A 25,227-nucleotide genomic window follows, 5' to 3' on the forward strand; every position below is an offset into this window, starting at 1 on the left:
TCTAACAAGTAATTACGTGGAGTTGAGAAATTAAGGTGGTTTCCGTTTGGTCTCATTGTTTGGATTGGTTTGACTGGTTTGACTTAATAGCCATTCTCGAAATGCCTGTAAGGTTGGTAACGCGGCATTTTCTTCCGGATAAACCAGATAATAGCCAGTTTGCTCAGGTAAACTCAGGTTCGAAGGAACGACTAGTTTTCCACTATCCAACTGCGCTTGTATCATGTAACGCGGAATCAACGCGGTCCCGAGTCCGGCAATTGCAGCTTCTATTAACATCGTAAATAATTCGTAGCGTGCGCCGTTGACTGCATTTACATCGTTGCTATGTTGATGCAATTCAAACCAACGTCGCCAATCTTCTAGGCGTGTATTCAGATGCAGTAAGGGCATGTTCGCGACATCTTGGATCGCTGCATGCTTTTTGCGTCCTATATGACGTTGTAATAAAGCCGGACTGCAGACCGGAACCGCGGGATCTTCTGCCATCAGATAGTCGCCACTGGTACCTGGCCATAAAGTCGTCCCTGAATGAATCGCAGCGTGAAATAAAGTGTCAGGAAACAAAAAAGCACTAGTCTTGGTGCTTAAATTTACGGTGATATCAGGTCGCAGGCGTTGAAATTCGGCCAGGCGAGGAATCAACCAATGTGTGGCAAAAGTAGGAATGACCGCCAATTCCAACACGCCTGCACCTTCTTTGTGTGCCATTAATTCTAAAGTGTCGCGCTCTATCCTATCTAAGTGGCGGCGGATTTTTTCTGCATAGTCGCGTCCGGCACTACTCAATTGCACCCGTTTTTTGACGCGCGCAAACAAGGCAAGTCCTAGCCAATCTTCCAAGTTGGCGATTTGTTTGCACACTGCACTTTGTGTCAGTGCCAATTCGTCAGCTGCTTGGGTGAAGCTTTGCAAACGGGCGGCGGCTTCAAATACCAATAGGGCATTCAGGCTTGGGACTTTGCGGCGCATGGTATGTATTCCATTTATTCACTAAGTCTTGATTTTAACTCCTTTGTCCCATTGCGCCAAATTGATTACGATAGTGAAATGTCGTGTCGACTTCAAATCAATTTTATCGAAGGCAACTGAAAGATGAATCACAATATTAAAGCCTTGTTGATGCATGTATTGGGAGATGTGCAGTATCAAGACTTAGTGAATTTGATGCATATATCGCCCCAATTTCGTATGTGGGAAGAGGGTGTGATTACTCGCGCTGAATTGGCGCAGGCATTAAACATGCTGCTATTTGCGGGAATTTTGGAGCGGGTCCCAATAGGCCGTGCTTATACGCAAGAGGTCGTCGGCCGCGGTGCGAAAGTGATGTTAGATCATGGTGCATTACGTACTGTGCGTTGGTTGGGATTAGGTGCGTTGCCGCCCGGGGAGGCTGCGATCACCCGTATCTTGAAGCCCTTGGGATATCGTTTAAATGGCGTATTTCCTTTGGATCGCCTGAAAATGACAGGGCGTTCTTATGTGCAGGTCGACGATCCCGAGAATATTTCTCAATTCTTCGTGAGCGAATTACATCCAGAACGATTTAGCCCGGCATTTCAAGATGCGGTGACGCGCGTCTTAGCCGATTCAACAGATCCTTTAAGTCCAGCAGCGCTCAGCATGTTGCATGAACTGGAACGTGATGGTCGATTGAGTTTGGTTCAGGCACAAATTCTGTTGGCTAATCTCAGAGACTGTTTTGAGCGTCAACATGGTATTTTTTCGGAAAATGACTACGAAATATTGCTGGCGGAGTCGGCAGAAATGGCGTGGATTGCCACCGAAGGGAATGCATTTAATCACGCGACCGATCGCGTTGTTGATGTGTTTGCAGTCAACGAGGAGCAAAAGCGCTTAGGTCGTCCAATCAAAGCAGAAGTGGAAGTGTCAGCTTCTGGACGTGTGAAGCAAACTGCTTTCAAAGCCGATATGGTGACGCGTCAGATGATCAATGCCGATGGTTTTTTGATCGAGCGACAAGTGCCCGGATCGTTTTATGAATTCATTACCCGTGATGTGATCGCAGAGGGCATGAATGGCGAAAACTACCAAAACAACCAACAAAATAACAAGCCGCGTTTGGACTTAGGTTTTGATACCAGCAATGCACAGGCGATCTTTAAGATGACTGCAAATGCGTGAGATTAATTCTAACGATATCGAGGTGATGATAGCCGCTCCCTTTGTCGATACACAAACACAAGCGGAGTTGCTAACGGCATTGCAAGTCTTGCTTGGTGAACGTGGCGTTTTACTGGATCCTAGTGAATGTGAAAGGTATTGCAAAGGCGCACGATATGGGGAAGGAAAGGCCGTTGCCGTGTTGCGGCCAAATTCGCATGCGCAGGTGGAGGAACTTGTGCGCTTGTGCGTCACGTTTCAGCAGCCATTGCTGATGCAAGGTGCCAATACCGGATTAGTCGCCGCAAGTACGCCAGATGCTAGTGCCAGCATTTTCGTGGTGAGTCTTGAACGATTAAAGCAACATCTCGTGATTGATGTGATTAATCGTTCGGTGGAAGTCGATGCTGGGGTGTGCCTACAAGAACTGAACGAAGCATTGCTGCCCCATGGTCTCTTTTTTCCTATCGACTTGGCCGCCAATCCCTCGATTGGCGGCATGATTGCCACGAATACCGGTGGCGCTAAACTGATCAGATATGGCGACGTGCGCCAAAATCTCTTGGGCTTAAGGGCGGTATTGCTAGATCCTGCGGGCGCGGTACTCGATTTGCAAACAGCGCTGCGCAAAAATAATACGGGACCCGATCTTAAACAATTATTTGTTGGTAGTAGTGGTGCATTCGGCATTATCACGCGTGCGGTGTTGCAGTTACATCATTTGCCCAGGCAAACTGCGACTGCCTTAATCGTGCCGCGCGATCAGGCCGCAGTATTAGAAATCTTACGCATCTTTGAGCGTGATTGCGGTGAATTTTTATCGGCTTTTGAGGGGATATCTGGCGCTGCTCTGCAAGCCGTTATGCGCCATATTCCAGATATACAAAATCCATTTGCACCAGAAGTTTGCCCTGATTATTGTATCTTGCTGGAATTAAGTAGTAGCGCCAGCCAAGACACTTCCGGGATTGTTTTAGATGCGCTATTGATGCGTATGTTGGAGCCGCTATTGGATTACGAAGTACATAATGCCGTGATCGGAAGGGGTAAAGATTTGTGGCGTATCCGACATTCCATTAGTGAAGCATTGCGGTATGAGGGAACAATCATCGCCTTTGATATTTCTATGCCACGCTCAGCAATAGTGGAATTTAGAGCGGAAGCGTGTGCCGTCATTCAAGCCAATTATCCCTGGGTGAAGTGTATGGATTTTGGACATTGGGCTGATGGTGGATGTCATTTTAACTTGGTGTGGCCAGCGGACGCAGCAAACACATTTGATACCAAACTCGTTCAACAACTTCGCGAACAGATCTATGATCTGGTTGTGTATAGCTATCAAGGTAGTTTCAGTGCCGAGCACGGTGTTGGACCTTACAACCAAGACTATTATCAACGTTATACCAGTGACGTTGCTAAGCATCTGGCGGGTAAGATTCAATTGTTAGTCGACCCCAAAAGATTGTCTGGGCTTACGTGGTTTGGTTGCACATGAGCTTGTGATTCAGATTCTAAAATTATCGCTAAAAATCAAAAAAGGCCATGAGTTTTTCATGGCCTTTTTTGCGTGTCCCGAATTAGTCCGCTTTCTATCAATTCAGTTTTCTGGAACTTCCGCTGTCCGTACCGGCTCATAGCAGCTATGATGCCGATTTTTATTTAATTTCTTTATTTGAATTAGCGTTCTATTTGCATTGAATTTATACAGCACAAACTAAGAAGGATAGACATGACACTAGCGACCATCGCCTTAAGCTCCGCACTCCTATTAACGCCACTCGTGGGCAACGCACAGCAAGCGACCACGAATACTCAGGGGGCAGCGAAAAAAAATTTCACGATTACCAATGAAGCACAGCGCACCGCTGCCAAGAATCAAGCGTACACCAATACGTGCTGGAACTTCGCGACTGCCTCTTTTATGGAAAGTGAAGTCGCGCGTCAAGGGGGCAAATTGTTAGAGTTGTCAGAAGTGTTTGGTGTGCGTTATGCCTATCCTCTCAAAGCGGATTCCTATGTACGGGCGCAAGGCCGCGCGAACTTCTGGGAAGGTGGTAATAATCACGATGCCATGGACATGCTCCGGCGCTATGGTGCGGTGCCGAAAGTTAATTACACCGGCCTGAAGGAGGGCGAAACGAACTTAGATCACGCGGAATTGGCCGCCGTTACGAAATCTTTCTTAGATGCAGTGATTAAGATTGGTCGCCCAAGCAAGTCATGGCGTCCGGCGTTTGACGGAATTTTAGATGCCTATATTGGCACGCCACCAGCTAACTTTATGTTTGAAGGTAAGCTTTATACACCACAGACTTTCCGTGATCAGGTATTGAAACTGAATCCGGATGACTATGTAGAAATTACCAGCTTTAGCCACCATCCTTTCTATCAACGTATGCGCTTAGAGATCCCCGACAACTGGTCGCATGATAGCCGTTATGTGAACGTGCCTTTGGATGACATGGAAAGAATCATGACGAATGCCTTGAGCAAGGGCTATACGATTTCCTGGGGTGGCGACACCAGCGAAAAAGGCTTTAACGTGAAAGAGGGCTACGCTGTACTGGATGATGAGGCTAAAGAAATTACGCAGGCGAATCGACAAGATGCTTTTGATGACTGGCGTAGTACCGATGATCACAGTATGCATATCGTGGGATTGAGTAAGGATGAAAAAGGTAATCAATTCTTCTTGACTAAGAACAGTTACGGCACGAGTAGCGGTCCCTTTAGTGGTCACCTGCACATGAGTAAGAACTATATTCGCATGAAGACGATTTACTTCATGGTACATAAAGATGCTATTCCAGCAGATATTCGTAGTAAGGTTGGAATTAAGTAAATTTAATGAGAATGGTAACAAGGGTGAGTGTCAACCAAGTACTCGGCGTGCACATTGTGGGTAAAGATGCGAACTTCTGAATTTACATTAGATTTGAGTCAGGCTCGAATTGGACTTGCTGATCCCGCAACAGTCTTATAGTATGCAGAGCGAGCACAATGTTGGTCATGCTGGACCTTGGCAAACATTCACTTCATTAATCTTTTAGGAATTATTAACATGAAAAAAATCATTTCCACGCTGACTATCTTGTTGGCAGTATGCAGTTTAAGTGCATGTATTTCCGTGAGCGAGAGCAATATGGAAAGCGGTAAGCAGATTGCGATTATGTCGCAGCAGGCCATTGCGACATGTGGACAAGGAAATGTCGACAAAGTAACAACCAATAGCTTTAGCTGCAAATCACAAGTTGCAAAGTAAGGCGATAGAAAAGTACACTAAGAGCACCAGAATTTTGGTGCTCTTTTTTTTAGGTAGAAAATATGTCAAAGAACTTGATAGTCGATGCGAATTATCGGTTTATCGCTGCCTATAACGAGGTCAACGCTCGTATTAGTCAGCGTCAACAGGCATTGGCTTTGTATGTGAGTCTGGTCGTCAGTTTATTGGCAGCCTTGGTGGCATTGAAGTCGGCTGATGGGAAAACAGAAGCGCCAATCGAGTGGCTGATGTTGGGTTTCCCGGTCGCGTCTTTGAGTCTGGTTTTTCTCAACTACAAGGCCGAGCGGGCGATTACTAATCTACGGCGATTTTTGTCGGCGCTAGAGCAGCTCGATAATGCACACGATATTTTACCTAGCTATAACACGCATCAAAAATGGTCGATAGATGCGAATAAAGCGCGCCGCTTTCACGATTATGCGACCGCCGTGTTGATCGCTGGTGGCAATCTGATTGGCTTAGGCGCAGTAGTAAAAATTTACCCACATCGCTTGAATGATAACACCATCGCTTTATGGATCTCAATCGCGATTGCCATTGTCTCGGTACTGGCAACGCTCCTGAGTCCGCAGTGGGGTTTTACGCCGGAAGATCACAAAGCTGCGTGATTAAAACTAGGTGAGCGTACTTCAATCGCCTAAGGTTTGAATTTAAGCAAATTCAGTGCGGAGAATTTCGGCGGTGGTACGCACGGTGCAGAATTCTCCATCCAAGCTGCAGAGATGTATTTGATGAATATCTTCTGCTAAAAATAACTTGCCATCCGCGCGTCGCCGATCAAATGTGGCGCAGGCGTCGCTGACCAAGTAGGTCGTAAAACCTAAATTTCCCGCCATGCGGGTCGTGGTTGAAACGCAGTGATCGGTGCTGATGCCAACAATCACTAAGCACTCAATTTGCTGTTGATGTAAATAACCTTCCAAGCCCGTGCCGATAAACGCGCTGTTCACGGATTTGGTTAATTCTTTCTCGCCCGCGGCAGGCGAGGCTTCTGATTTATAGGCAACTCCTGGCTGACTTGGATGCAAGGTGGAATCAGCATGCACCGAAAAATGGCGTATATGTATGATTGGCATTTGCTGTGCGCGCCAATGCGCTAGCAGGCTGGCAATGTTCCGTTCGGCCTCGGGGTTATTTCGCGCCCCCCATGAGGGGTTATCGAAAGCCTGTTGAACATCGACTAGTAGAAGGGCGGTATGTTTTGTATGCATGGCAGATAACTTTATTGATGTGGGGAGGAAGTACAGCTCGCGTTTCAGTTAATTTTGATAATGAGAAGGCGAGATGTTGTAAGTGGCTTGCCAGAGGCGTCGAAATTGGCGGCTAGAACCAAAGCCAGCGGCTTCTGCGATACGCTCTATCGACCAGTTCGTTTGGCGTAAAAATTGATCGGCCAGACTCAAGCGCAAGCCCGTCAAATAATCGAGTATGGACGTATTCGTATGCAACTTAAACAGACGTGTCAGATGACGGGTGCTGGTACAAGCGTGCGCCGCCAGTTCCTCTAAATTCCACGGATGCGCAGGATTTTTGCTGATCAGATCTTGAATGCGGTGTACGGTTGGGTGCAAATGGTTTCGATGTTGCAACCATGGCGACAACTGTACATCATTTCCGCTGCGACGAAGATAGATCACCATGGCGCGTGCTACCTCCATGGCGATTTGTGGCGAGCATAATTGGGCGATTAAATGCAAGCTTAAATCGATGCCTGCTGTTACACCGGCGCTGGTCAAGATTTGACCGTCTTCCACGAAAATTCTATTATCTTCAACGCGTATGCTGGAATCAATTTTCGCTAGATCAAGGCAATGGCTATGATGTGTGGTTGCACTTTTATTTCTTAAGAGTCCAGCATGTGCGGCTAACAACGCACCGGCACAAACACAGGCGATACGTTGACTGTTAATAGTTTCTTTTAGCCATCGTATCGTCTCAAGTGTCGAGGGTGTATCCGCATCAAATTGATCGCACAGCGTGCCAGGGATCATCACCAAAGCATCGGATTCTATATGCTCCGGCAGTGCGGATAAGTTGCTGAGTGACAAACCGATCGAACTGTTAATACTGGAGGTTGGACTGATGTAGTGCAATACAAAATGTGTTTTTCCTAGCCGACGATTTGCAAATAAAAAGGCATCTGCCGGGCCAGCCAAATCGATTAGTAGTGTATCTGGCAGTAATAAAAAATAGACGGTTTGTGTTTTCATGTGAAAACTCTTGCAGTGGTAATGCGCTGGAAGGATTGAAAGTTTTTGGAAGCGTTAAACCTCAGCAGAATTTTATATTGCGAGGAGGTCTAGATGCTTTGCAACATCGACAGGTCGAAAGTGACGTGTTGTACTAGCGGGATAGTGAACTAGGTCATTCTCGTTTCTTCCATGTCTTTCAGGTCGAATTGGTCGCTGCGTGAAACCTCCTGCGCAATTGGGACAGACTGATTGCAGCACGTTCTTGACGCAATCGAGACAAAATGTACATTCGAATGAACAGATCATGGCGTCTTCAGCATTGGGCGCTAAGTCTTTATCGCAGTGTTCACAATTGGGGCGTAGTTCTAGCATGGATACCTCTCAGAGTTGAGGAAATCATAAGTGGCTTGAGCCCTATACGATGTCAGGATAGACGCAAGCTTACCATGCTGCCAGAAAGTGAAAAGACTTTGGAATGACCAGATTCGGTCAAATCAGGACATTTTTTGTGCTAGGCAGCGACAGCGGCAACAACAGCAATAGTGCTAACGTTGTGTTTGGCATCGTAGTACACCTTACACTGACATTTTGCGACGGATCGCGTCCATCCAGCGTTGGCCGAAGACATTGAAGATCAAGCCCGACATCACGACCAGCGCGCCGACAATTTGGACGGCGTTTAAAGATTCATCTAAAAGTAGCCAAGCTGAGGATAATCCGACTACAGGCACTAATAACGTGAGTGGTGCTACCACATGGGTGGGGAGTGCAGCCAGCAGTTTTCCCCATAAGGTATAACCGATTAAGCTGGCAGCGCCCGATAAATATAAAATCGCCAGTACCGCGCTCATACTAATGTGTGTAAGACTATGCCAGACGACAGTCGCCCCATCCAGCATGCACGACAAAGCGACAAAGGGAATGATAGGCAGTAAAGCACTCCAAGCAACCAAGCTGAGCATATCGACTGAGCCGATTTTCTTACTGACGACATTACCGCAAGCCCAGGACAAGGCCGCACAGAGGGTTAATCCAAATCCTGCTAGGCTTACCTGGCTCGCATTGGCGCTGATGCTAGCACTACCGAGCAATACCAAGCCAAGGCTAGCTATTAACATCCCGAGTACATTACTGGTTTTTAGTTTGTCGCCAAAGACTAGGGCGGATAAACCAACCGTAAAAAATGCCTGTGCTTGCAATACCAAAGAGGCCAAGCCTGCCGGCATCCCAACCGCAATGGCTGAGAACAGAAAAGCGAATTGGCCAAAGCTGATTGTCGCGGCATAAGCGATGAGCCATTTCAATTCAACTTTGGGCCTCGCTAAGAAGAAGATCGCTGGAAAGGCGACAAACATAAACCGTAGAGCCGCCAATAAAAGTGGTGGAATACCCTTTAAGCCAATTTTTATCACCACAAAATTCATGCCCCACAGTACGATGACAATCAGGGCGGTAATGACATGATGCGACTTCATTTGGCTGTGTGACATGGTGCTTGCTTTATCGGTGATGACTTGATGCTAAAGTCGGATTTGGATTTGCTTACAAACGGTGATCGCAGAAAGCTTATCATAGAGTCAGGTAGGGCACCTTACCCTAGCAGCAAAGTGAGGAAAGGCTTGCGATTAAAGCCTCAGCGTATTTTATGGTCGTGTTACATTCAATTAATTTGAAAACTCTAGAGTTGCGATGTGATTGTCGCTTGCTTTAGGGGGACGCTGATTTCCCAGTTGCCGTTTTTTATAGATAGAATCGTGAGATATCAAGTATGTGGATAGATAGTCATTGTCACCTCGATGCCAGTGAATTTGTCGGGCAATCTCTGACATTGGCGGAAGAAGCTGCGCGCATGGGTGTGTCAGCAATTGTGATTCCGGCTGTGCACCGCGCTAATTTCTCGGTGGTCGCGCAGCTTGCGTCACAAAGAACCGACTGTTTCTTTGCACTGGGAATTCATCCCATGTATGTCGCCACATCCAAGGAAGAGGATCTGGTTTTTTTACGAGCCGAAATTGCCCGTCTATTAGTCGATCCTGTACATGGTCAGGGTTTGGTTGCAGTGGGTGAGATCGGACTGGATTATTTTGTCCCTGCATTGTGTGAATCACCATTAAAAGAAAAGCAGGAATATTTTTATAGCGAACAATTAAAGATCGCACGCGATTTTGATTTGCCAGTATTGTTACATGTGCGAAAATCACAAGATAAAATATTAAAACAATTGCGCAGAATAGTTGTTCCAGGCGGAATCGCACATGCTTTCAACGGCAGTGTGCAGCAGGCACAGCAATTTATTGATTTAGGATTTAAATTGGGATTTGGTGGGGCGATGACATTTACGCGTGCTTTACAAATAAGGCGTTTAGCCAGCGATTTGCCGCTGTCGAGTATTGTGCTTGAAACTGATGCTCCAGATATTGCGCCGCGTTGGTGTCATCCCGGCATTAATTCGCCAGGGGAATTAGTTCAGATCGGTCATGAACTTGCCAGCCTGCGTGGCTTGAGTCAATTTGAGACAGCGAAGCAAACAAGTCAAAACGTGTTGGCTGTCTTGCCGCGTATGCGTGCACACTTCATTTTGAGATAAATTAGTGCGTACGGCGATTCTCGGTTTAGTTCTCGGCATCGCCTTGCTACAGCAACAAGCTGTACTGTGGAGTTTCAATTATTTTCTGATCTGTCTTGTCGTGCTCTTGTGTGTGAGCGCTCTGTTATTTTTTCGCCGCAGCCGATTTCTTAGCCATGCCCATGCAATTTGGTCCCTAGGTCTGCGCTTTATTTTGGCAGCGAGCTTTGGATTTTGTTGGGCCGGGGTCATCGCGCATCAACATTTACGCTATCAACTACCAGCCGAATGGGAAGGCCGTGATATCGACGTGATCGGCGTCATTGATAGCTTACCAGGACAATCTGAGCGTGGATCGCAGTTTAATTTCAAGGTCGAAAAATATCTTTTGCCAGATGATGTGACGGATGCATTTCCGCAACGTTTGGCATTAGCGTGGTATGAAGACGCCGATAAAATCCGTGTGCTCCCAGTGTTAATGCCGGGACAGCGTTGGCAGCTGAAGGTGCGTTTGAAACGACCTCATGGCAATGCAAATCCCTATGGCTTCGATTACGAGGTGTGGTTGTTGGAGCAGGGTTTGCGTGCAACCGGCACCGTCCGTAGTACGCAACGGTCGGATACTAGCGCAAATCAGAAACGCGATGATTTCGTGTGGAGCATGAATAATCTAATCGAGCGAACCCGCTATATTCTGCATCAAAGAATCTTTCAAGCTTTACCTGATGCGCGCTATACGGGAGTCTTGAGTGCCTTAGTGGTTGGCGATCAACGTGATATAGCGCCTGCCGATTGGTCGGTATTTAATCGCACTGGAATCGGGCATTTGATTTCGATCTCAGGTTTGCACATCACGATGATCGCTGGGCTGTTTGCCGGCTTGTTGCATTTCTTGTGGCGTCATTCATTTTTCACTCGCGCGCAATTACCTTTGTTGATTCCTGCGCAAAAGATTGCTGTGCTGGCGGGAGTGATTGCCGCCGTCGTTTACGTGGCACTGGCGGGCTTTGGTGTACCGGCGCAACGGACATTGTGGATGTTGATCGTGCTGGCAATTGCGCTGTGGACTAACAGAGCTCCAGATAGCGTACAGGTCTTGGGTCTTGCGCTGGCAATCGTCGTGTTGATTGATCCGTGGGCAGTACTCTGGCCGGGATTTTGGTTGTCATTTGCGGCAGTTGCCGTACTGTTATACGTCAGCGTGGGACGTGGCGTATTGGTGCAAGATGAAGATAGCCAGACAAGTATTTTTCAGCGTCTTCGCCCGCAGCTCTACTTAGCGGCGCAGGCTCAATATGCGATAACGATAGGTTTGGTGCCCTTGACGCTACTACTTTTCGCACAGATTTCTTTGATCAGTCCGTTGGCAAATGCGATTGCCATTCCACTCATTAGTTTTGTCGTCACACCGTTGGCGCTCATCGGTAGTGTATTGCCTGCAGTAATCGCTACTCCATGTCTGCAGATTGCCCATGCCTGTGTCAGTTATTTGGTGCAATTGTTGGAATGGCTTAGTCATAGTTCTCTCGCTGTGTGGCAGGCACCTTTGCCAAGTTGGTGGATGTTTGCCTTAGCCCTGGTTGGTGTGGCGATGTTGTTGGCTCCTCGTGGTATTCCTTTGCGCTGGTTAGGTGTATGGTGTTGTTTGCCTTTGTTTTTTCAGCCGATACAAGCACCGGATCAAAATCAGATGCAAGTGACCGTATTTGATATAGGACAAGGTGCCGCAGTGTTGATTGAAACCGCCGAGCATAGGATGCTGTATGACTCCGGACCTGGATTTTCACCGGATGCGAATAGCGGCACCAGAATTTTGCTGCCCTATTTTCAAGCGCGTGGAATTACGCACCTCGATCAAATGATGATATCGCATAGCGACAACGATCATTCTGGTGGTGCATTGAGCTTGTTGAAAAACCTGAGAATCGATCAGTTGTCGTCGTCCTTGCCGGTGACACATCCCATCGTGAGTGCAGCGTCAAAATCGCAACGTTGCGAAGCTGGTCAGCGCTGGGAATGGGATGGGGTGCAGTTTGAAATCCTGCATCCGGTTCCGGTGATTTACACCAGTGATAAATGGAAGACCAATGCGTTAAGTTGCACTTTAAAAATATCAACTAAAACACACTCTTTGTTATTGGCGGGCGATATTGAGGCGATTCAAGAGGATGAACTGGTGAATAGTATTCCGGATAAACTCGCGGCCAATGTCTTATTAGCACCACATCACGGGAGTGGAACCTCCTCAACTTTGCCTTTTCTAAAGGTGGTAAAGCCCGAGTTAGCCTTGTTTCAGGTTGGCTATTTGAATCGTTATCACCATCCAAAAGCCGAAGTGATGCAGCGCTATATTGAGTTTGGAGTAAAACCTCTAAGGACGGACACAAGCGGTGCAATCACATTACAATTTGGCAGCGCAATCAGTGCGAGCGAATATCGTGGTTATCATGCGCGTTATTGGTATCCATGACAGGTCTCTGCGCATTCCGGTGCAGACGCTCTGTCTGAATATCTTGAGTATCGCCTGCCTGTCTATTGCGCAATTGAGTCTTTGTTTGACTAAACCTCACTGTTTTTCAGAATTTCATGTCTAAACCCATCGTTCATTTTTGCCACGGTAATAGTTTCCCCGCGGGAAGCTATCGCCAAATGTTTAAAGAACTCGCGCCGCACTACGAGATTCAGGCTTTAGAAATGCACGGACACAATCCAATTTATCCGGTGACAACCGATTGGCCGTATCTGGTTCAGGAATTAATCGACACTTTAGAAGCGCGGTATCAAGAACCTGTCGTTTTATTGGGGCATTCTTTAGGTGGGATATTGTCTTTGATGGCAACCAGTTTACGTCCCGATTTGGTGCGTTGTATCGTCATGATAGACTCACCGGTCGTGACTGGCTGGCGGGCCGGATTTTTGAAAACTTTTCGCGCATTGGGCTTACTGGAAAAATATTCACCAGCACAATTCTCACTCAAGCGCAGAATGATCTGGCGTGATCCGCAAGAAGCTTTCGCGCATTTTTCTTCAAAAGAAAAATTCGCTATCTGGCCACCAGAAGTCTTGCATGACTATATCGATGCCGGTATGCAGCCGCATCCTGAAGGTATCTGCTTGAAATTTACCCGCGAGGTAGAGAGTAAAATTTATGTGACCTTGCCAGGGAATTTAGGGACGATCGCGCGCAAAGGCTTAAAAGTGCCAATTGGTTTCGTCGGCGGCACCGAGTCTATTGAGTGCCGACAAGGTGGCTTAGGCGCGACCCGCAAATTATGTGGTGAGAATTTTGTACAGCTTCCCGCAGGGCATCTACTGCCTATGGAAATGCCCGAAAAAACTGCGCATGCTTGCCATGCCATGATACAAAAACTACTGAATAAGGCAGTTTGACTCGACAGTTTTCTGCCTTCGATAGTCGCGTAAAATAGTACCTAATTTAAATTGAATTGATTCTGGATTGACTATGCGATTACCTATTTGCGCGACTGCGATGGCTCTTGTCTGTGCCAGCCTACAAGTGCAGGCACAAGAAGACTTATCCACTAGATCAGCCTCATCCGCGACGACCTTTCCTTCGCTCTCTGAGTTCGATCGAGTGAATACGCAGGGACGTTCTTACCTGACTGTGGATGTCGAAAACGATAGCTTACTGCTCAAACGAGATGATGGTTTTTACACTAGCGGTAATCATTTAATCGTCGACAAAACTTTGCGCACTAGAGATTACGCGGTTACTTATGGCTGGCATGTGGGACAAGATCTGTACACCGCGTCTGATATTAAGCTTAAGGCGTATCAGCTCAATGCAATCGATCATCCCTATGCTGGCTGGTTATACGCTGGTGCCTATCGTGAAGTGCAGCAGAATGATGGTAGCGACTTTCGTTTGGGGGTTGATATTGGATGCTTAGGGCCTTGCGCTGGAGGTGAATGGACGCAGACACATTTACATCAACTCTTAAATCAGCCGTTACCGCAAGCTTGGAGCACGCAACTTAAGCAAGAGTGGGGCGTTGTCGCTCATGTAGAAGTCGCACCTGCTCGTTGGCAAATGAATTCTGAGATAGATATTAGTTCGCGCTTTAAGCTGCGTGCAGGGAATATTTTCACCGACGCCAAAGCGGAGCTGCTGTGGCGATATGGTCGTTTAAATTTGGTACGCGATGAATCAGCCAGTTTCGTATTCGTGCGCGCCGAAGTGAGAGCGATTGTGTATAACGCGACTTTGCAAGGTGGTTATTTCAACGAACAGGTGCTGACCGTGCACCCTAAGCGTGTTGTGCCCGAAATTGAATTCGGTTATCAATATCGGGGTGAGGCGTGGGGGTTTTATGCTTCTGTCTTACGTCGTGGCACTGAAATCAAAGAGCTATCCAATGCCAAAGCAGCGCAAAATTTTGCAAAATTGCAGTTGATTTATTCGATGTGATCAATCTAAAAGAGGCACTAGCAGCAGTGGTGAATTAATGAATTGCTGGTGCCGGTGAAAAATGTTGTAGCGCAGACGCTTTACGCAATGCATGGCGGGCACGATGCACTGTCACCATCAAGTTATTTTTATTGATGCCCAATTCTGTACAAATTTCCTCTGCATCGATCTCTAAGCATTCAGCCAAAGTAAATGCTTGCGCGCTTTTTTCTGGCAATTGTTCAAGCGCGATTTCCAGATGCATAAAAAAACTTTTCTGTTCGAGCGCGGAAAGTGGATTAAATTCCTCGCACAAACTACTGTGAGTAATGCCATAACGCTCAGCGTTGCTGGAGGGCGAGATTTCCATTTCGCGACTAACATGAAGGCTGGTATCGCTATGTAAATGCTGTGCATGTTTGACGCGACGAAAATTGTCGATAATTTTAAACTTCAAAATGCCGATTACATACGTCGACAAGGAAGATTTTCCTGCAAAGCGCTCCGGCGCTTCCAGCACTGCTAACAATGATTCTTGCACTACGTCTTCCGCGACTGTTTCATCGTGGATGCGCTGGCGCGTAAATCGTAATAATTGTGGGCGCAAATTGCTGAGCGCGTCATGTAGGGCGAGGCTGTTGCTCATACCGCTTCCTTGGTGAGATGGTTGAATCGGGCGAAACGAAGACGATAGGCCGATGAGTGCAATCTACGTAGCAGCGTTGCTACGTAGTGGCATCAAAACAGAAAGGCAATACATGATTCGCCTCAACGGTCCGCGTTGAACCTTATTTGCTCACGATAGGACGCTGCATTGGCGCTAGCTTTGCTACCAAGCGATTCGAGACCGAGGACGGCACATCATTTTTTTCCATCGCAATTTGCAAGTCTTCTGCTAATGCATTGAAATGAGCATTACTGATTTGCATACCCTGATGCGCGTCATACATATCTTTACCTTTGTACTGACATGGGCCGCCAGCGAGTTCGCAGAATTGTGCCACTAGGAGTGCGCCGAATTCTTCTTTTTTGATTTTAGTGAAGAAGCTGCTGATACGTGGATCTGCCTGAATTAACGGAATGAAGTCATTAACGATCTTATTAATGCCTTCAGTTTTGCCTAATGCTTGATAAATACTATCGTCGCCTTTCATGTCTTGCGCGTTGGCGGATATACTGGTGCACAGTGCAAATAAGCCGGCAGCGATGAAACCAAGTGTTTGTACTTTAAAGAAGTTTTTCATGATTGTGTACTTTCAAAAAATATGGTGATATGGATTGGTCTTTGCGCGGCTTAGAAGCCTGCTTGCATAGACAAATACCAGCCGCGTTGCTTAGTGGGATTAAAGACGGTAATGTCACCTAATTGCACGTAGGCAGCCGTGACGGAGAAATTCTTACTAGGAAAGTAGGCGACAAAAACATCGGAAAAATCTTTTTCGTTGTCGACACCCAGATTGCGCGGCTTCATGCGATATTCCGCACCGATGACCAGTTTGCGATTAATCAAGTAGGCGATTGAACCTTCGAGTTGCGCTTGATATTGATCTTTTTTGTCACCACCAAAACCCAATAAGCCCATTTGATTTGCCTTGGTCATGCGGATAGTTCCATTAACTAACAAGCTTTGTGCTAGATAAATCTTGGTGGCAGATACGTAGTAGTCGATCCCATGATCGTCTTTAGCGCCAAGTTGTTTCACGTTAGTCACGCCGAGTGCACCTAGTCCGCCGATGCTGGCATCGCGTTTATATTGCAGGCCCGCAGCAATTTGTGGCATCCATCCAGTTTGGTCATACACCGCGTCACCCGCGAGTTTGACTTTCAAGCCGAAAATATCTTGTTTAAGATTGAGTGCGTTGAGTGGTGCTAGGCTGCCGGTAAATTCTTGCTGAGCAATCGAAAACTCAACTTGATCCGCGATACCTACAGCAGCGCCAAACGTTTTCAGACGATAGTCTTGGGTGTTAGCTTGAGTGTAATGCAGGTTCGCGCCGTAACTATCACGCGTGCCATAGCCGGTAATTAATGCCCATGGTGTGAGCCCACCGCCGCCGGCACCTTCGACCTGACTGACGCCGCCAGTTGCCGTTAACTTGCCCATGTCTGGCATACGCGAATCTTGTGCATTTGCAATATGCGAGGCAGAGGCGGTGCTGAGCGCCAGACTGGCTGTCAGAATGAGGCGGCCAGTGCTTTGCTTGGTGAGGTAATCTGTAATAAATTGGTACATAGTAGCTCCTGATTGTTTGAATGACGCATTGTCGTTACAGTCCTTTACGATCATTTGAATTGGCTGTTGCTGACTTATACGAAGCAAAAACCCAATCGGATTCACATCAGATTCAAAATTATTTGAAAAATGCAGAAATATTTTTTTGTGTATGAAACTTTGTGCAGGCTGCAAAAATGCGGATCGATTGATGTGTCAATGTATTGGCCGCGTTGATGGTGAGCGAGTAAAGCCACCAAAATCAATGATTTTTGGTGGCTTTGTTGGGGAGGATTACGCAGTTTTTAACCAATTTCCTTTAAATAGGATAGGGCCGCTAGGTTTTTCAGGATCACCAGAGCCACCTTTGGGTTCCAGACTGATCGCCAGCAATTGTGGTGTTTCGCTCGTGATATCGGCAGGCAAGGTGATGCGTAAGACATTATCCTGACTAACGCCACTGACTAAGCCCAAGGAGCGAACCTTTCCTTCTTTTGAGATGGACCACAACTCCAAACTCTTGTCGTCTGCTAATTGTGGGCGATCGACAAAACGCAATATGATCTGATGTTGCTGTACGTCGCTAGAAATTACTGCAATTGGCCGCGACTTATCGTCTGACAGGGTAGCAACATATAAATCCGGTGCCAAAATCGGTGATTGTGGTTTCATGACAAAAATCGCGACGAAGATCAAAGCGGTGCTAGCAATTAAGCTTAAATTACGCCAAAAATTCAAACTGTCGAGGAACTTAAAGAATTCGTTTGAACCGCGAGCTGCGCTCAGCTTGAGTCTCTGTTCGATATTGCGCCAAACCTGCGCTTGCGGCACTTGTTTACGGCTAAATTCCATCATAGGCATAAGATGTTGCTCCCATTCTCGGACGACTTGCTGCAAGTGCGGATCGCTATTTAACCAAGTCTGAAAACGGCGTCTTGCTCCACCACGTAAAGTACCGAGTACGTATTCAGCGGCAAGCTTGTGTTGTAAACGATGGTTGTTTTGGATATTCATGATTTAGCCCCGACATTGGCCGCATTCGCGGTGCCAGTATTAAGACAAAGGCGCAATTTTTCTAGGCCGCGCCGTATCCAAGTTTTTACAGTTCCCATCGGCAATTGCATTTGTTCCGCCACCTCGCTATGCGATAAATCGTGGAAATAGGCTAGGCTCATCGCTTGCCGGTGCAGACCTTCTAGCTTGGTCATGCAGCGTGCCAATGAGGCTGCATCTTGGCTGAGTTCCAGTGCTTGTGCGGGTGTCGCATCGGGACTTTCCATTGCCTGCCAGACTTCATTTTCAAATGGGTCAGCGTCATAGCTGACGTTTAAATGCTGCCCGTTATTTAGTTTGCGCAATAAATCAAAGGAACGATTGCGCACGATGGTCGTCATCCACGTCATTGGCGACGCCAAACTGCTTTGATAATTCGCAGCGTTATTCCAGATATTGACGAAGCTTTCTTGTAAGACTTCTTCGGCTAACTCGCGATTTTGTAGTATGCGCAAAATAAAACTGAATAACTTGGGGGAGCTAGATTCATATAAATCTCTGAAAGCTCTTGCATCTTGCTTTGCGACTGCCACTAAGCATAGATGCAGATACGCTGGATCAGAGGCCGAAGTCGTTGTGTGTGCATTTGACAAGGGATATCCTTTATTGAAGGAAGTTATGCTTAAAGTTTAAAACTGGCTCAGGTTTACAGCGTGCTCAGTGTCATTTGGTGCTCAGGGTCACTTCGTGCTGCATTTGGGCTACTTATACTTATACGAACCTCAGTATGAATCGGATGCAAGAAAGTTTAAATTAATTGCTGACTTCCTTCGCTGCCGATCAATTCATTTGTGAAACGGCAAGTTCGCATCTTAATTTTGCCGAAATTTATATTGGCTCGTTGATTTCATGCCGGGACAAAAGCGGTTCAATTTAGCGCTTTGTTGATTTGATATGGCTTAATATCCAAAAGTCACGCGACTGCCCACGGATTTGTTTGTAACTTTTGAGTAAGCCTTCGCTTTCAAATTGGCAGCGCTGTAGTACTTGCAGTGAGCGTGTGTTGGTGTCAAGTACGCAGGCTTGTACACGCACCAAGCCCACTTCTTGATGCGCCCAGTTGGTCAAACTACGGCACGCGTCGCTAGCGATGCCAATCCCCCAAAAAGCTGGTGCCAGATCGTAGGCGATTTCCGCGCTCAAATTGGGTTTGGAGTAGGTATGAAACCCTACCGTCCCGACCAATTGATCTTCGTGATCCGCAATGGCAAATTTAATTTGTGCCAAGTTTTGCGACCAATCTTGAACCTGAATAAACTGTTGTAAATCTTGTGGGGAGTGAACTTGCCAACTCCAGTGCTCACTCACTTCAGGTCGCGTAAGGTAGGCGCACCAAGTGACTAAATCTTCAGCACGAATTGGTCGTAAGTGATATCCGTTGATATTCAACGTAGGCAGTGGATGCACGGCAAAAGGATTTGCCGAGATTTGTCCTTGTCTCTGCGACAGATGCGTGTAATGCGTGTAATGCGAGTTTGCATGACCGTAATTCATCTTATCCTTGATCTTTCTTTTGATACTAGTCTTGGTAGAAAGTAAAACTGCTCAGTTTTTTATTGCAATTTAAGTAAAGCAAATAAATGAAATTTATCATCAAATTCTATTCACCACTAGCGCAAAAAATCTTATCCATGGCGTGCGTCCAAGGGCATCATGAGGTATAATTCGAATTTCCCGCTTGTGCCGTTGGGCACCTTCTGCAATGACTAAGTTCGTATTCGTTACCGGGGGCGTCGTCTCCTCTCTAGGCAAAGGCATCGCTGCTGCCTCACTCGCTGCTATCCTTGAATCGCGCGGTCTCAAAGTTACCATGCTCAAACTCGATCCCTACATTAATGTGGATCCGGGTACCATGAGCCCATTCCAACACGGTGAAGTATTCGTCACAGATGACGGCGCTGAGACGGATTTGGATTTGGGTCATTATGAGCGTTTCATCACCGCTAAGATGAAAAAAGTGAATAATTTCACGACCGGGCAGATTTATGAATCCGTGATTCGTAAAGAGCGCCGTGGTGAATATTTGGGCAAAACTGTCCAAGTCATTCCACACATCACTAATGAAATTCAGGAGTACATCCATCGTGGCGCGGCTGGTTTTGACGTCGCGTTGGTCGAAATCGGTGGTACGGTCGGTGATATCGAATCCTTGCCTTTCCTCGAAGCTGCGCGCCAGTTAAGTTTGCGTGCAGGCCGCAATGCAGCTGCTTTCGTGCATTTGACTTTGGTTCCGTTCTTAGCTTCTGCTGGCGAATTGAAAACCAAACCAACCCAGCACAGTGTACAAAAATTGCGTGAAATTGGCATCTTCCCAGATGCCTTATTGTGCCGTGCTGATCGCCGCATTCCAGATGATGAACGCGCAAAAATTTCCTTGTTCTCCAACGTGGTTGAAGAAGCGGTGATCTCGGTATGGGATGCCGATACTATCTACAAAATTCCACAAATGTTGCATGATCAGGGCTTGGATAAAATCATCTGCGATAAATTAGGTTTGAATCCAAAACCAGCCGATTTGTCCATGTGGGATAAGCTTATTTATGCTTTGGAAAATCCAAAACAAGAAGTCACGATCGGTATGGTTGGTAAGTATGTTGATCTGACTGAATCGTACAAATCTTTGACGGAGGCTTTGCGTCATGCAGGTATTCACACCGAAAGTCGGATGAATATTGAGTATGTCGATTCCGAAGAAATTGAAGCGCACGGCACCAAAGCATTGGAAAAATACGATGCGATCTTGGTACCTGGCGGATTCGGCAAACGCGGCGTAGAAGGTAAAATTTTGGCGGCACGTTATGCGCGTGAAAACAAGATTCCTTACCTCGGTATCTGCTTAGGTATGCAAGTTGCCTTGATCGAATATGCTCGTAATAAAGCCGGTTTGGCGATGGCAAATTCGACTGAGTTTGACCTAGAAACCGAGCAACCAGTGGTTGCTTTGATCAATGAGTGGCAAAGCCATGACGGTAAAGTCGAAACACGTGATGAAAATTCTGACCTCGGTGGCACTATGCGTTTAGGCGCACAGACTTGTGCTGTTCAGCCGAATACGCTGGCATCCGATATCTATGGCAATGTTGTGACTGAGCGTCATCGTCATCGTTATGAAGCGAATAATCATTACCTGAAACGCGTTGAAGATGCGGGCTTGGTGGTTTCAGCGCGTACCCCAACGGAAGACCTGTGCGAGATTATTGAATTGCCGAAGAGTGTGCATCCATTCTATTTAGGCGTGCAATATCACCCTGAGTTTAAATCGACACCACGTGACGGTCATCCGCTGTTCACTGCATTTGCAAAAGCTGCGATTGCACACAAGCAGGCTCAACAAGCGTAATCAAGCGATATCAGCTTAAAGGAAAACAGCATGAAATTATGTGGATTTGACGTTGGTCTGGATCAGCCTTTCTTTTTGATCGCGGGTCCTTGCGTGATTGAGTCGCATCAGATGGCGATGGATACTGCGGGTGCATTGAAAGAAATTACGACTGAATTGGGTATCCCTTTCATTTATAAATCTTCTTTTGATAAAGCGAATCGTTCTTCCGGCACTTCTTTCCGTGGCTTGGGTATGGAAAAAGGCTTGGAAATTTTGGCGGACGTGAAAAAGCAATTAAACGTTCATGTCCTGACCGATATCCATGCGATAGACGAAATCAAACCAGTCGCAGCGGTCGTCGACGTTTTGCAAACACCTGCTTTCTTGTGCCGCCAGACTGATTTCATCCAAGCTTGTGCGCAATCTGGCAAGCCTGTGAATATCAAAAAAGGTCAGTTTTTGGCACCACACGATATGATCAATGTCATCGCGAAAGCGCGCTTAGCTGCGAAAGAAGCAGGGCTGCCAGAAGATAATTTCATGGCGTGCGAACGCGGTGTATCTTTCGGCTATAACAATCTGGTGTCCGATATGCGCTCACTCGCAATCATGCGCGAAACCAATTGCCCAGTTGTATTCGACGCTACGCATTCCGTGCAATTGCCAGGTGGCCAAGGCACGTCGTCGGGTGGTCAACGTGAATTTGTACCGGTGTTGGCGCGTGCTGCGGTCGCGGTGGGTATTTCAGGCTTGTTCATGGAAACACATCCGAACCCTGCGCAAGCGATGTCAGATGGTCCAAATGCAGTACCACTTGGGCGCATGAAAGAATTGTTATCGACCTTGTTAGATTTAGATCGCATCGTCAAGAAAAACGGATTTTTAGAATCTAGTTTTAATTAATACTAAATGCCTCGCAGAGCTCAATGACTTTGCGGGGCAAATTTTTATCATCGGTTTCAAAGTGTGGGTAGATGATGATCGCTGCAAAACCATAAATGTGTTTTGGAGAAGAAAGCAGGTGCAGACAAAACGAGAGGCTCGATTTGCGCGCGCGGTTTCTACAAGATCGAACCCGATAGTTTGTGATTTTCGCACCAGACTTAGAACCAATATTTTTGTTATTTGATTGTTTAGGAGAATTTGCATGAGTGCTATCGTTGATATTATCGGTCGTGAAATTATTGATTCACGCGGCAATCCAACTGTGGAATGTGATGTGTTGTTGGAATCTGGCGTGATGGGCCGTGCAGCTGTGCCTTCAGGCGCATCGACAGGTTCACGTGAAGCGATCGAATTGCGCGATGGCGACAAGTCCCGTTATATGGGCAAGGGCGTTTTGAAAGCCTGTGAAAACATCAACACAGAAATCGCTGAAGCGATCATGGGTTTGGATGCGAATGAACAAGCTTTCTTAGATCGCACGCTGATCGACTTGGACGGCACAGAAAACAAAGCACGCTTAGGCGCCAACGCGATGTTGGCGGTGTCGATGGCAGTCGCTAAAGCAGCCGCAGAAGAAGCTGGTTTGCCTTTGTATCGCTACTTCGGCGGTTCCGGTGCGATGCAACTGCCAGTGCCGATGATGAACGTCATCAACGGTGGTGCCCACGCAGACAATAATCTGGATATTCAAGAATTCATGATCATCCCGGTTGGCGCACCAACGTTCCGTGAAGCGATTCGTTATGGCGCAGAAGTGTTCCACAGCTTGAAGAAAATTTTGCACGACAAAGGTTTGACAACCGCGGTTGGCGATGAAGGTGGTTTCGCACCGTCAGTAGAAAATCATGAAGAAGCGATCAAACTGATCATTCAAGCGATCGAAGCTGCTGGCTACACACCTGGCACACAGATCGCGTTGGGCTTGGATTGTGCTGCTAGCGAATTCTACAAAGATGGCAAATACCATTTGGAAGGCGAAGGCTTGACTTTGTCCTCTACCGATTTCACCAATTTGTTGGCAACTTGGTGCGACAAATATCCTATCATCTCCATCGAAGACGGCATGGCCGAAGGCGATTGGGAAGGTTGGGCAATTCTCACAGAAAAGCTCGGCAAGAAAATTCAAATCGTTGGTGATGACTTGTTCGTAACGAACACCAAGATTTTGAAAGAAGGCATACAAAAAGGTATCGCCAATTCTATTCTGATTAAGATCAACCAAATCGGTACTTTGACCGAAACGTTCGCTGCGATCGAAATGGCAAAGCGCGCTGGCTACACAGCGGTTATTTCACATCGCTCTGGCGAAACAGAAGATAGCACGATTGCCGACATCGCTGTCGGTATGAACGCATTGCAAATCAAAACTGGCTCCATGTCACGTTCTGATCGTATGGCGAAATACAACCAACTCTTGCGTATCGAAGAAGATTTGGGTGAAATCGCAAGTTACCCAGGTCGTGATGCGTTTTATAACTTGAAGTGAACGCATCAAGAGAAGTCAATTAAAGTAGTCAATTAATGTCGTAAAAAAGGGGAAGTCAGCTTCCCCTTTTTATCGTTATGAAATATAGTCACATCGTTTGTTTTGACCTTTACCTAAGATCGCATGCGTCTAATTACCATCGCCTTATTAACCCTGTTAGTCCTGATCCAGTTTCCGCTGTGGTTAGGTAAGGGCGGCTGGTTGCGCGTCTGGGAGCTCGATAAACAAGTCACTGCAGCGCGTGTCAATAATGACGGTCTCAAAGCGCGCAATGCCAAACTCGATTCTGAAGTGCAGGATTTGAAAACCGGGACTGCTGCCGTTGAAGAACGCGCGCGTTTTGAACTCGGCATGATCAAAAAAGATGAAATTTTTGTGCAGATTTTGGACGCGGGTAGCAAGGTAGAGAGTAAGCCTCAGGTGCAAGGTAAAGTCACCGCAGCTAAAACGAATTAAATAAATTCGATTTATTCAACCCTTAATAGGCTTTGAGCAAACGCTCAAACGCGATCTCAACTTCCGCCACACTCGGTGGATTGCCCTTATCTCCTAAATTAATAATCTTGTCGGACCAATTTCCTTCCGTCTTCCATCGCGGCGAATCACAGTAAATTTCGATGGTCGGAGTTTCGTAAGCCGCCGCAATATGCACCAAACCGGTATCGACTCCAATGACTAGAGTAGCGCGTTGCGCAAGGACTGTTGCTTCTTGCATCGAGAGCTTAGGCAAGACGCTAGCGTTGGGCATGTGCTCAGCCATGGCTTCCGCTTCGGCTTTTTCTGCGGCGGTACCCCATGGAAGCAATATGGGCCAGCCTGTTACTTGTAGATCGCGCGCAGTACCTATCCAGTTATGGCGCGGCCATTTTTTTGACTCACCCGCAGTACCGTGAAAGAACACGATGTAGGGCGTGGCGGGCATCCACTCTGGCTGTAAATCGAGTTTTTGCAAACCAAAACTGGCCGGTGTATCGACTTGATAATTGAGTGCTGCTGCCGCGACCAGACGTCCGCGCAAGACCGCGTGCGTGCGGCGATCAACGGGGATACTCAAGTCGTGAAAAATTCTTGAGATACCTTCATAGCCAGAGCCTTCGGTACCATTTGCTAATCCGATTTTTTTGCCATTTGGCGCTGTGCGTGCCACACCCATGATGATGCCGGTTTTTAGCAAACCTTGGGTATCAAAAATATAATCGTAAGCTTCTTCACGCAGCGTGCGGTAGAAATGTTTAAACTCGGCGCGTGTTTCCTTGTTGCCTAAACTTTTACGCCAACGTCGCAGCGCATAGGCTATAACCTTGTTGACCTTGGGTTGTAGCTTAACCAGATTCACGTAGGCTTCTTCTACTACCCAATCAATTTGTGCATTGGGGTAGTGGGCTTTGATGTCATCTACCATGGGCATGTTGTGAAGGACATCGCCTAAAGAAGAAACGCGGATCAATAAAATTTTCACGGTAAGTAGTAAATTTGATTTGCAAAAAGTACGACTAGTTTATGGTAGCGCACTTGGGTTTTACTCCCTTCTCCCACTTGCGGCGAGTTGTCGGAGTTGGGCTGGGATGAGGACGGTTCAGCAAGTCTATTTTATATTACTACGCTACGGTTTACTGAATTACCTTCATCCTACCCC

25 protein-coding genes are annotated in these 25,227 nt (G+C 46.9%); 13 read left to right on the forward strand and 12 right to left on the reverse strand.

The window, feature by feature from the left end:
• Positions 1-30 precede the first annotated feature (30 nt).
• Positions 31-972 carry a LysR substrate-binding domain-containing protein gene (locus ACO0KW_RS03620; protein WP_423050727.1) on the reverse strand — a complete coding sequence of 314 codons (942 nt, stop codon included), beginning with the start codon at positions 970-972 and terminating at the stop codon, positions 31-33.
• A 123-nt stretch (positions 973-1,095) separates the two neighbouring features.
• Between ACO0KW_RS03620 and ACO0KW_RS03625 the strand changes: the two genes are divergently transcribed.
• The 5 genes from ACO0KW_RS03625 to ACO0KW_RS03645 all read left to right on the forward strand — a co-directional run bounded on the left by ACO0KW_RS03625 (position 1,096) and on the right by ACO0KW_RS03645 (position 6,015).
• The gene (locus ACO0KW_RS03625; protein WP_423050729.1) at positions 1,096-2,145 is read left to right on the forward strand and encodes a DUF1338 domain-containing protein; all 1,050 of its coding nucleotides are present in this window, start codon (positions 1,096-1,098) and stop codon (positions 2,143-2,145) included.
• The gene (locus tag ACO0KW_RS03630; RefSeq protein ID WP_423050731.1) at positions 2,138-3,619 is read left to right on the forward strand and encodes an FAD-binding oxidoreductase; all 1,482 of its coding nucleotides are present in this window, start codon (positions 2,138-2,140) and stop codon (positions 3,617-3,619) included. Before ACO0KW_RS03625 ends, ACO0KW_RS03630 begins: the two co-directional genes overlap by 8 nt.
• A gap of 234 nt (positions 3,620-3,853) precedes the next feature.
• A complete protein-coding gene (locus ACO0KW_RS03635; RefSeq protein ID WP_423050733.1) occupies positions 3,854-4,966 on the forward strand; it encodes a C1 family peptidase in 1,113 nt (370 codons plus the stop codon).
• Between the two features lie 219 nt (positions 4,967-5,185).
• Entirely contained in the window at positions 5,186-5,386 is a 201-nt protein-coding gene (locus tag ACO0KW_RS03640) for a hypothetical protein (protein WP_423050735.1), read from the forward strand.
• 62 nt (positions 5,387-5,448) lie between these two features.
• Positions 5,449-6,015, forward strand: coding sequence for a hypothetical protein (locus tag ACO0KW_RS03645; protein WP_423050737.1), 567 nt, complete (start codon positions 5,449-5,451; stop codon positions 6,013-6,015).
• A 42-nt stretch (positions 6,016-6,057) separates the two neighbouring features.
• Here ACO0KW_RS03645 and ACO0KW_RS03650 read toward each other — a convergent pair whose 3' ends face one another.
• From ACO0KW_RS03650 to ACO0KW_RS03665, 4 genes are all read right to left on the reverse strand, one after another.
• Positions 6,058-6,618, reverse strand: a complete 561-nt coding sequence (locus ACO0KW_RS03650) for a cysteine hydrolase family protein (protein ID WP_423050739.1) — start codon at positions 6,616-6,618, stop codon at positions 6,058-6,060.
• A gap of 48 nt (positions 6,619-6,666) precedes the next feature.
• On the reverse strand, positions 6,667-7,617 hold the full coding sequence (locus ACO0KW_RS03655) for a GlxA family transcriptional regulator (protein ID WP_423050741.1): 951 nt from the start codon (positions 7,615-7,617) through the stop codon (positions 6,667-6,669).
• A 72-nt stretch (positions 7,618-7,689) separates the two neighbouring features.
• On the reverse strand, positions 7,690-7,971 hold the full coding sequence (locus tag ACO0KW_RS03660) for a DUF1272 domain-containing protein (RefSeq protein ID WP_423050743.1): 282 nt from the start codon (positions 7,969-7,971) through the stop codon (positions 7,690-7,692).
• Positions 7,972-8,174: 203 nt separating this feature from the next.
• Entirely contained in the window at positions 8,175-9,074 is a 900-nt protein-coding gene (locus ACO0KW_RS03665) for an EamA family transporter (protein ID WP_423051955.1), read from the reverse strand.
• A gap of 293 nt (positions 9,075-9,367) precedes the next feature.
• Here ACO0KW_RS03665 and ACO0KW_RS03670 point away from each other — a divergent pair, with 293 nt between their 5' ends.
• The 4 genes from ACO0KW_RS03670 to ACO0KW_RS03685 all read left to right on the forward strand — a co-directional run bounded on the left by ACO0KW_RS03670 (position 9,368) and on the right by ACO0KW_RS03685 (position 14,594).
• Positions 9,368-10,186, forward strand: coding sequence for a TatD family hydrolase (locus tag ACO0KW_RS03670; protein WP_423050745.1), 819 nt, complete (start codon positions 9,368-9,370; stop codon positions 10,184-10,186).
• A gap of 4 nt (positions 10,187-10,190) precedes the next feature.
• The gene (locus tag ACO0KW_RS03675) at positions 10,191-12,635 is read left to right on the forward strand and encodes a DNA internalization-related competence protein ComEC/Rec2 (protein ID WP_423050747.1); all 2,445 of its coding nucleotides are present in this window, start codon (positions 10,191-10,193) and stop codon (positions 12,633-12,635) included.
• Between the two features lie 116 nt (positions 12,636-12,751).
• Positions 12,752-13,555 (forward strand): alpha/beta hydrolase, encoded by an 804-nt coding sequence (locus ACO0KW_RS03680; protein ID WP_423050749.1) that lies wholly within the window; start codon positions 12,752-12,754, stop codon positions 13,553-13,555.
• A gap of 73 nt (positions 13,556-13,628) precedes the next feature.
• Positions 13,629-14,594, forward strand: a complete 966-nt coding sequence (locus tag ACO0KW_RS03685) for a lipid A-modifier LpxR family protein (RefSeq protein WP_423050751.1) — start codon at positions 13,629-13,631, stop codon at positions 14,592-14,594.
• A gap of 34 nt (positions 14,595-14,628) precedes the next feature.
• On the opposite strand, the gene ACO0KW_RS03690 is transcribed toward ACO0KW_RS03685, so the two are convergent.
• The 6 genes from ACO0KW_RS03690 to ACO0KW_RS03715 form a co-directional block, all read right to left on the reverse strand.
• Positions 14,629-15,219: a sigma-70 family RNA polymerase sigma factor gene (locus ACO0KW_RS03690; RefSeq protein WP_423050753.1), complete on the reverse strand. Its 591-nt coding sequence runs from the start codon at positions 15,217-15,219 to the stop codon at positions 14,629-14,631.
• Between the two features lie 142 nt (positions 15,220-15,361).
• Positions 15,362-15,817, reverse strand: coding sequence for a group I truncated hemoglobin (locus ACO0KW_RS03695; protein WP_423050755.1), 456 nt, complete (start codon positions 15,815-15,817; stop codon positions 15,362-15,364).
• A 50-nt stretch (positions 15,818-15,867) separates the two neighbouring features.
• A complete protein-coding gene (locus ACO0KW_RS03700) occupies positions 15,868-16,806 on the reverse strand; it encodes a DUF3034 family protein (RefSeq protein WP_423050757.1) in 939 nt (312 codons plus the stop codon).
• Between the two features lie 273 nt (positions 16,807-17,079).
• Entirely contained in the window at positions 17,080-17,799 is a 720-nt protein-coding gene (locus ACO0KW_RS03705; protein WP_423050759.1) for an anti-sigma factor, read from the reverse strand.
• On the reverse strand, positions 17,796-18,431 hold the full coding sequence (locus ACO0KW_RS03710; RefSeq protein ID WP_423050761.1) for an RNA polymerase sigma factor: 636 nt from the start codon (positions 18,429-18,431) through the stop codon (positions 17,796-17,798). The genes ACO0KW_RS03705 and ACO0KW_RS03710 overlap by 4 nt, the downstream gene beginning before the upstream one ends.
• 280 nt (positions 18,432-18,711) lie before the next feature.
• The gene (locus ACO0KW_RS03715; protein WP_423050763.1) at positions 18,712-19,332 is read right to left on the reverse strand and encodes a GNAT family N-acetyltransferase; all 621 of its coding nucleotides are present in this window, start codon (positions 19,330-19,332) and stop codon (positions 18,712-18,714) included.
• Between the two features lie 208 nt (positions 19,333-19,540).
• On the opposite strand from ACO0KW_RS03715, the gene ACO0KW_RS03720 reads away from it, so the two are divergent.
• The 4 genes from ACO0KW_RS03720 (at position 19,541) to ftsB (ending at position 24,047) form a co-directional block, all read left to right on the forward strand.
• Positions 19,541-21,178 carry a CTP synthase gene (locus ACO0KW_RS03720; RefSeq protein WP_423050765.1) on the forward strand — a complete coding sequence of 546 codons (1,638 nt, stop codon included), beginning with the start codon at positions 19,541-19,543 and terminating at the stop codon, positions 21,176-21,178.
• Between the two features lie 30 nt (positions 21,179-21,208).
• A complete protein-coding gene (gene kdsA / locus ACO0KW_RS03725; RefSeq protein WP_423050767.1) occupies positions 21,209-22,063 on the forward strand; it encodes a 3-deoxy-8-phosphooctulonate synthase in 855 nt (284 codons plus the stop codon).
• Between the two features lie 244 nt (positions 22,064-22,307).
• Entirely contained in the window at positions 22,308-23,591 is a 1,284-nt protein-coding gene (eno, locus tag ACO0KW_RS03730) for a phosphopyruvate hydratase (protein ID WP_423050769.1), read from the forward strand.
• A 123-nt stretch (positions 23,592-23,714) separates the two neighbouring features.
• Entirely contained in the window at positions 23,715-24,047 is a 333-nt protein-coding gene (gene ftsB / locus ACO0KW_RS03735; protein ID WP_423050771.1) for a cell division protein FtsB, read from the forward strand.
• Between the two features lie 22 nt (positions 24,048-24,069).
• Here the strand turns inward: ftsB and waaC are convergent, their stop codons facing one another.
• Positions 24,070-25,050 carry a lipopolysaccharide heptosyltransferase I gene (waaC, locus tag ACO0KW_RS03740; RefSeq protein WP_423050773.1) on the reverse strand — a complete coding sequence of 327 codons (981 nt, stop codon included), beginning with the start codon at positions 25,048-25,050 and terminating at the stop codon, positions 24,070-24,072.
• Between the last annotated feature and the right edge of the window lie 177 nt (positions 25,051-25,227).

Origin of the sequence: Undibacterium sp. Ji22W (assembly GCF_049340305.1) — a bacterium.
Taxonomy (GTDB): domain Bacteria; phylum Pseudomonadota; class Gammaproteobacteria; order Burkholderiales; family Burkholderiaceae_D; genus Undibacterium.

Excerpts from the sequence above, each read along its gene's own strand:
- eno (WP_423050769.1), top strand. The coding sequence starts at position 22,308 with ATGAGTGCTATCGTTGATATTATCGGTCGTGAAATTATTGATTCACGC.
- ACO0KW_RS03630 (WP_423050731.1), top strand. The coding sequence starts at position 2,138 with ATGCGTGAGATTAATTCTAACGATATCGAGGTGATGATAGCCGCTCCC.
- ACO0KW_RS03620 (WP_423050727.1), bottom strand. The coding sequence starts at position 972 with ATGCGCCGCAAAGTCCCAAGCCTGAATGCCCTATTGGTATTTGAAGCC.
- ACO0KW_RS03690 (WP_423050753.1), bottom strand. The coding sequence starts at position 15,219 with ATGAGCAACAGCCTCGCCCTACATGACGCGCTCAGCAATTTGCGCCCA.
- ACO0KW_RS03645 (WP_423050737.1), top strand. The coding sequence starts at position 5,449 with ATGTCAAAGAACTTGATAGTCGATGCGAATTATCGGTTTATCGCTGCC.
- ACO0KW_RS03655 (WP_423050741.1), bottom strand. The coding sequence starts at position 7,617 with ATGAAAACACAAACCGTCTATTTTTTATTACTGCCAGATACACTACTA.
- ACO0KW_RS03680 (WP_423050749.1), top strand. The coding sequence starts at position 12,752 with ATGTCTAAACCCATCGTTCATTTTTGCCACGGTAATAGTTTCCCCGCG.
- ACO0KW_RS03685 (WP_423050751.1), top strand. The coding sequence starts at position 13,629 with ATGCGATTACCTATTTGCGCGACTGCGATGGCTCTTGTCTGTGCCAGC.
- ACO0KW_RS03665 (WP_423051955.1), bottom strand. The coding sequence starts at position 9,074 with ATGAAGTCGCATCATGTCATTACCGCCCTGATTGTCATCGTACTGTGG.
- ACO0KW_RS03720 (WP_423050765.1), top strand. The coding sequence starts at position 19,541 with ATGACTAAGTTCGTATTCGTTACCGGGGGCGTCGTCTCCTCTCTAGGC.
- ACO0KW_RS03705 (WP_423050759.1), bottom strand. The coding sequence starts at position 17,799 with ATGAATATCCAAAACAACCATCGTTTACAACACAAGCTTGCCGCTGAA.
- ACO0KW_RS03640 (WP_423050735.1), top strand. The coding sequence starts at position 5,186 with ATGAAAAAAATCATTTCCACGCTGACTATCTTGTTGGCAGTATGCAGT.
- ACO0KW_RS03650 (WP_423050739.1), bottom strand. The coding sequence starts at position 6,618 with ATGCATACAAAACATACCGCCCTTCTACTAGTCGATGTTCAACAGGCT.
- ACO0KW_RS03670 (WP_423050745.1), top strand. The coding sequence starts at position 9,368 with ATGTGGATAGATAGTCATTGTCACCTCGATGCCAGTGAATTTGTCGGG.
- ACO0KW_RS03695 (WP_423050755.1), bottom strand. The coding sequence starts at position 15,817 with ATGAAAAACTTCTTTAAAGTACAAACACTTGGTTTCATCGCTGCCGGC.
- ACO0KW_RS03715 (WP_423050763.1), bottom strand. The coding sequence starts at position 19,332 with ATGAATTACGGTCATGCAAACTCGCATTACACGCATTACACGCATCTG.
- ftsB (WP_423050771.1), top strand. The coding sequence starts at position 23,715 with ATGCGTCTAATTACCATCGCCTTATTAACCCTGTTAGTCCTGATCCAG.
- ACO0KW_RS03635 (WP_423050733.1), top strand. The coding sequence starts at position 3,854 with ATGACACTAGCGACCATCGCCTTAAGCTCCGCACTCCTATTAACGCCA.
- ACO0KW_RS03700 (WP_423050757.1), bottom strand. The coding sequence starts at position 16,806 with ATGTACCAATTTATTACAGATTACCTCACCAAGCAAAGCACTGGCCGC.
- ACO0KW_RS03660 (WP_423050743.1), bottom strand. The coding sequence starts at position 7,971 with ATGCTAGAACTACGCCCCAATTGTGAACACTGCGATAAAGACTTAGCG.
- ACO0KW_RS03625 (WP_423050729.1), top strand. The coding sequence starts at position 1,096 with ATGAATCACAATATTAAAGCCTTGTTGATGCATGTATTGGGAGATGTG.
- kdsA (WP_423050767.1), top strand. The coding sequence starts at position 21,209 with ATGAAATTATGTGGATTTGACGTTGGTCTGGATCAGCCTTTCTTTTTG.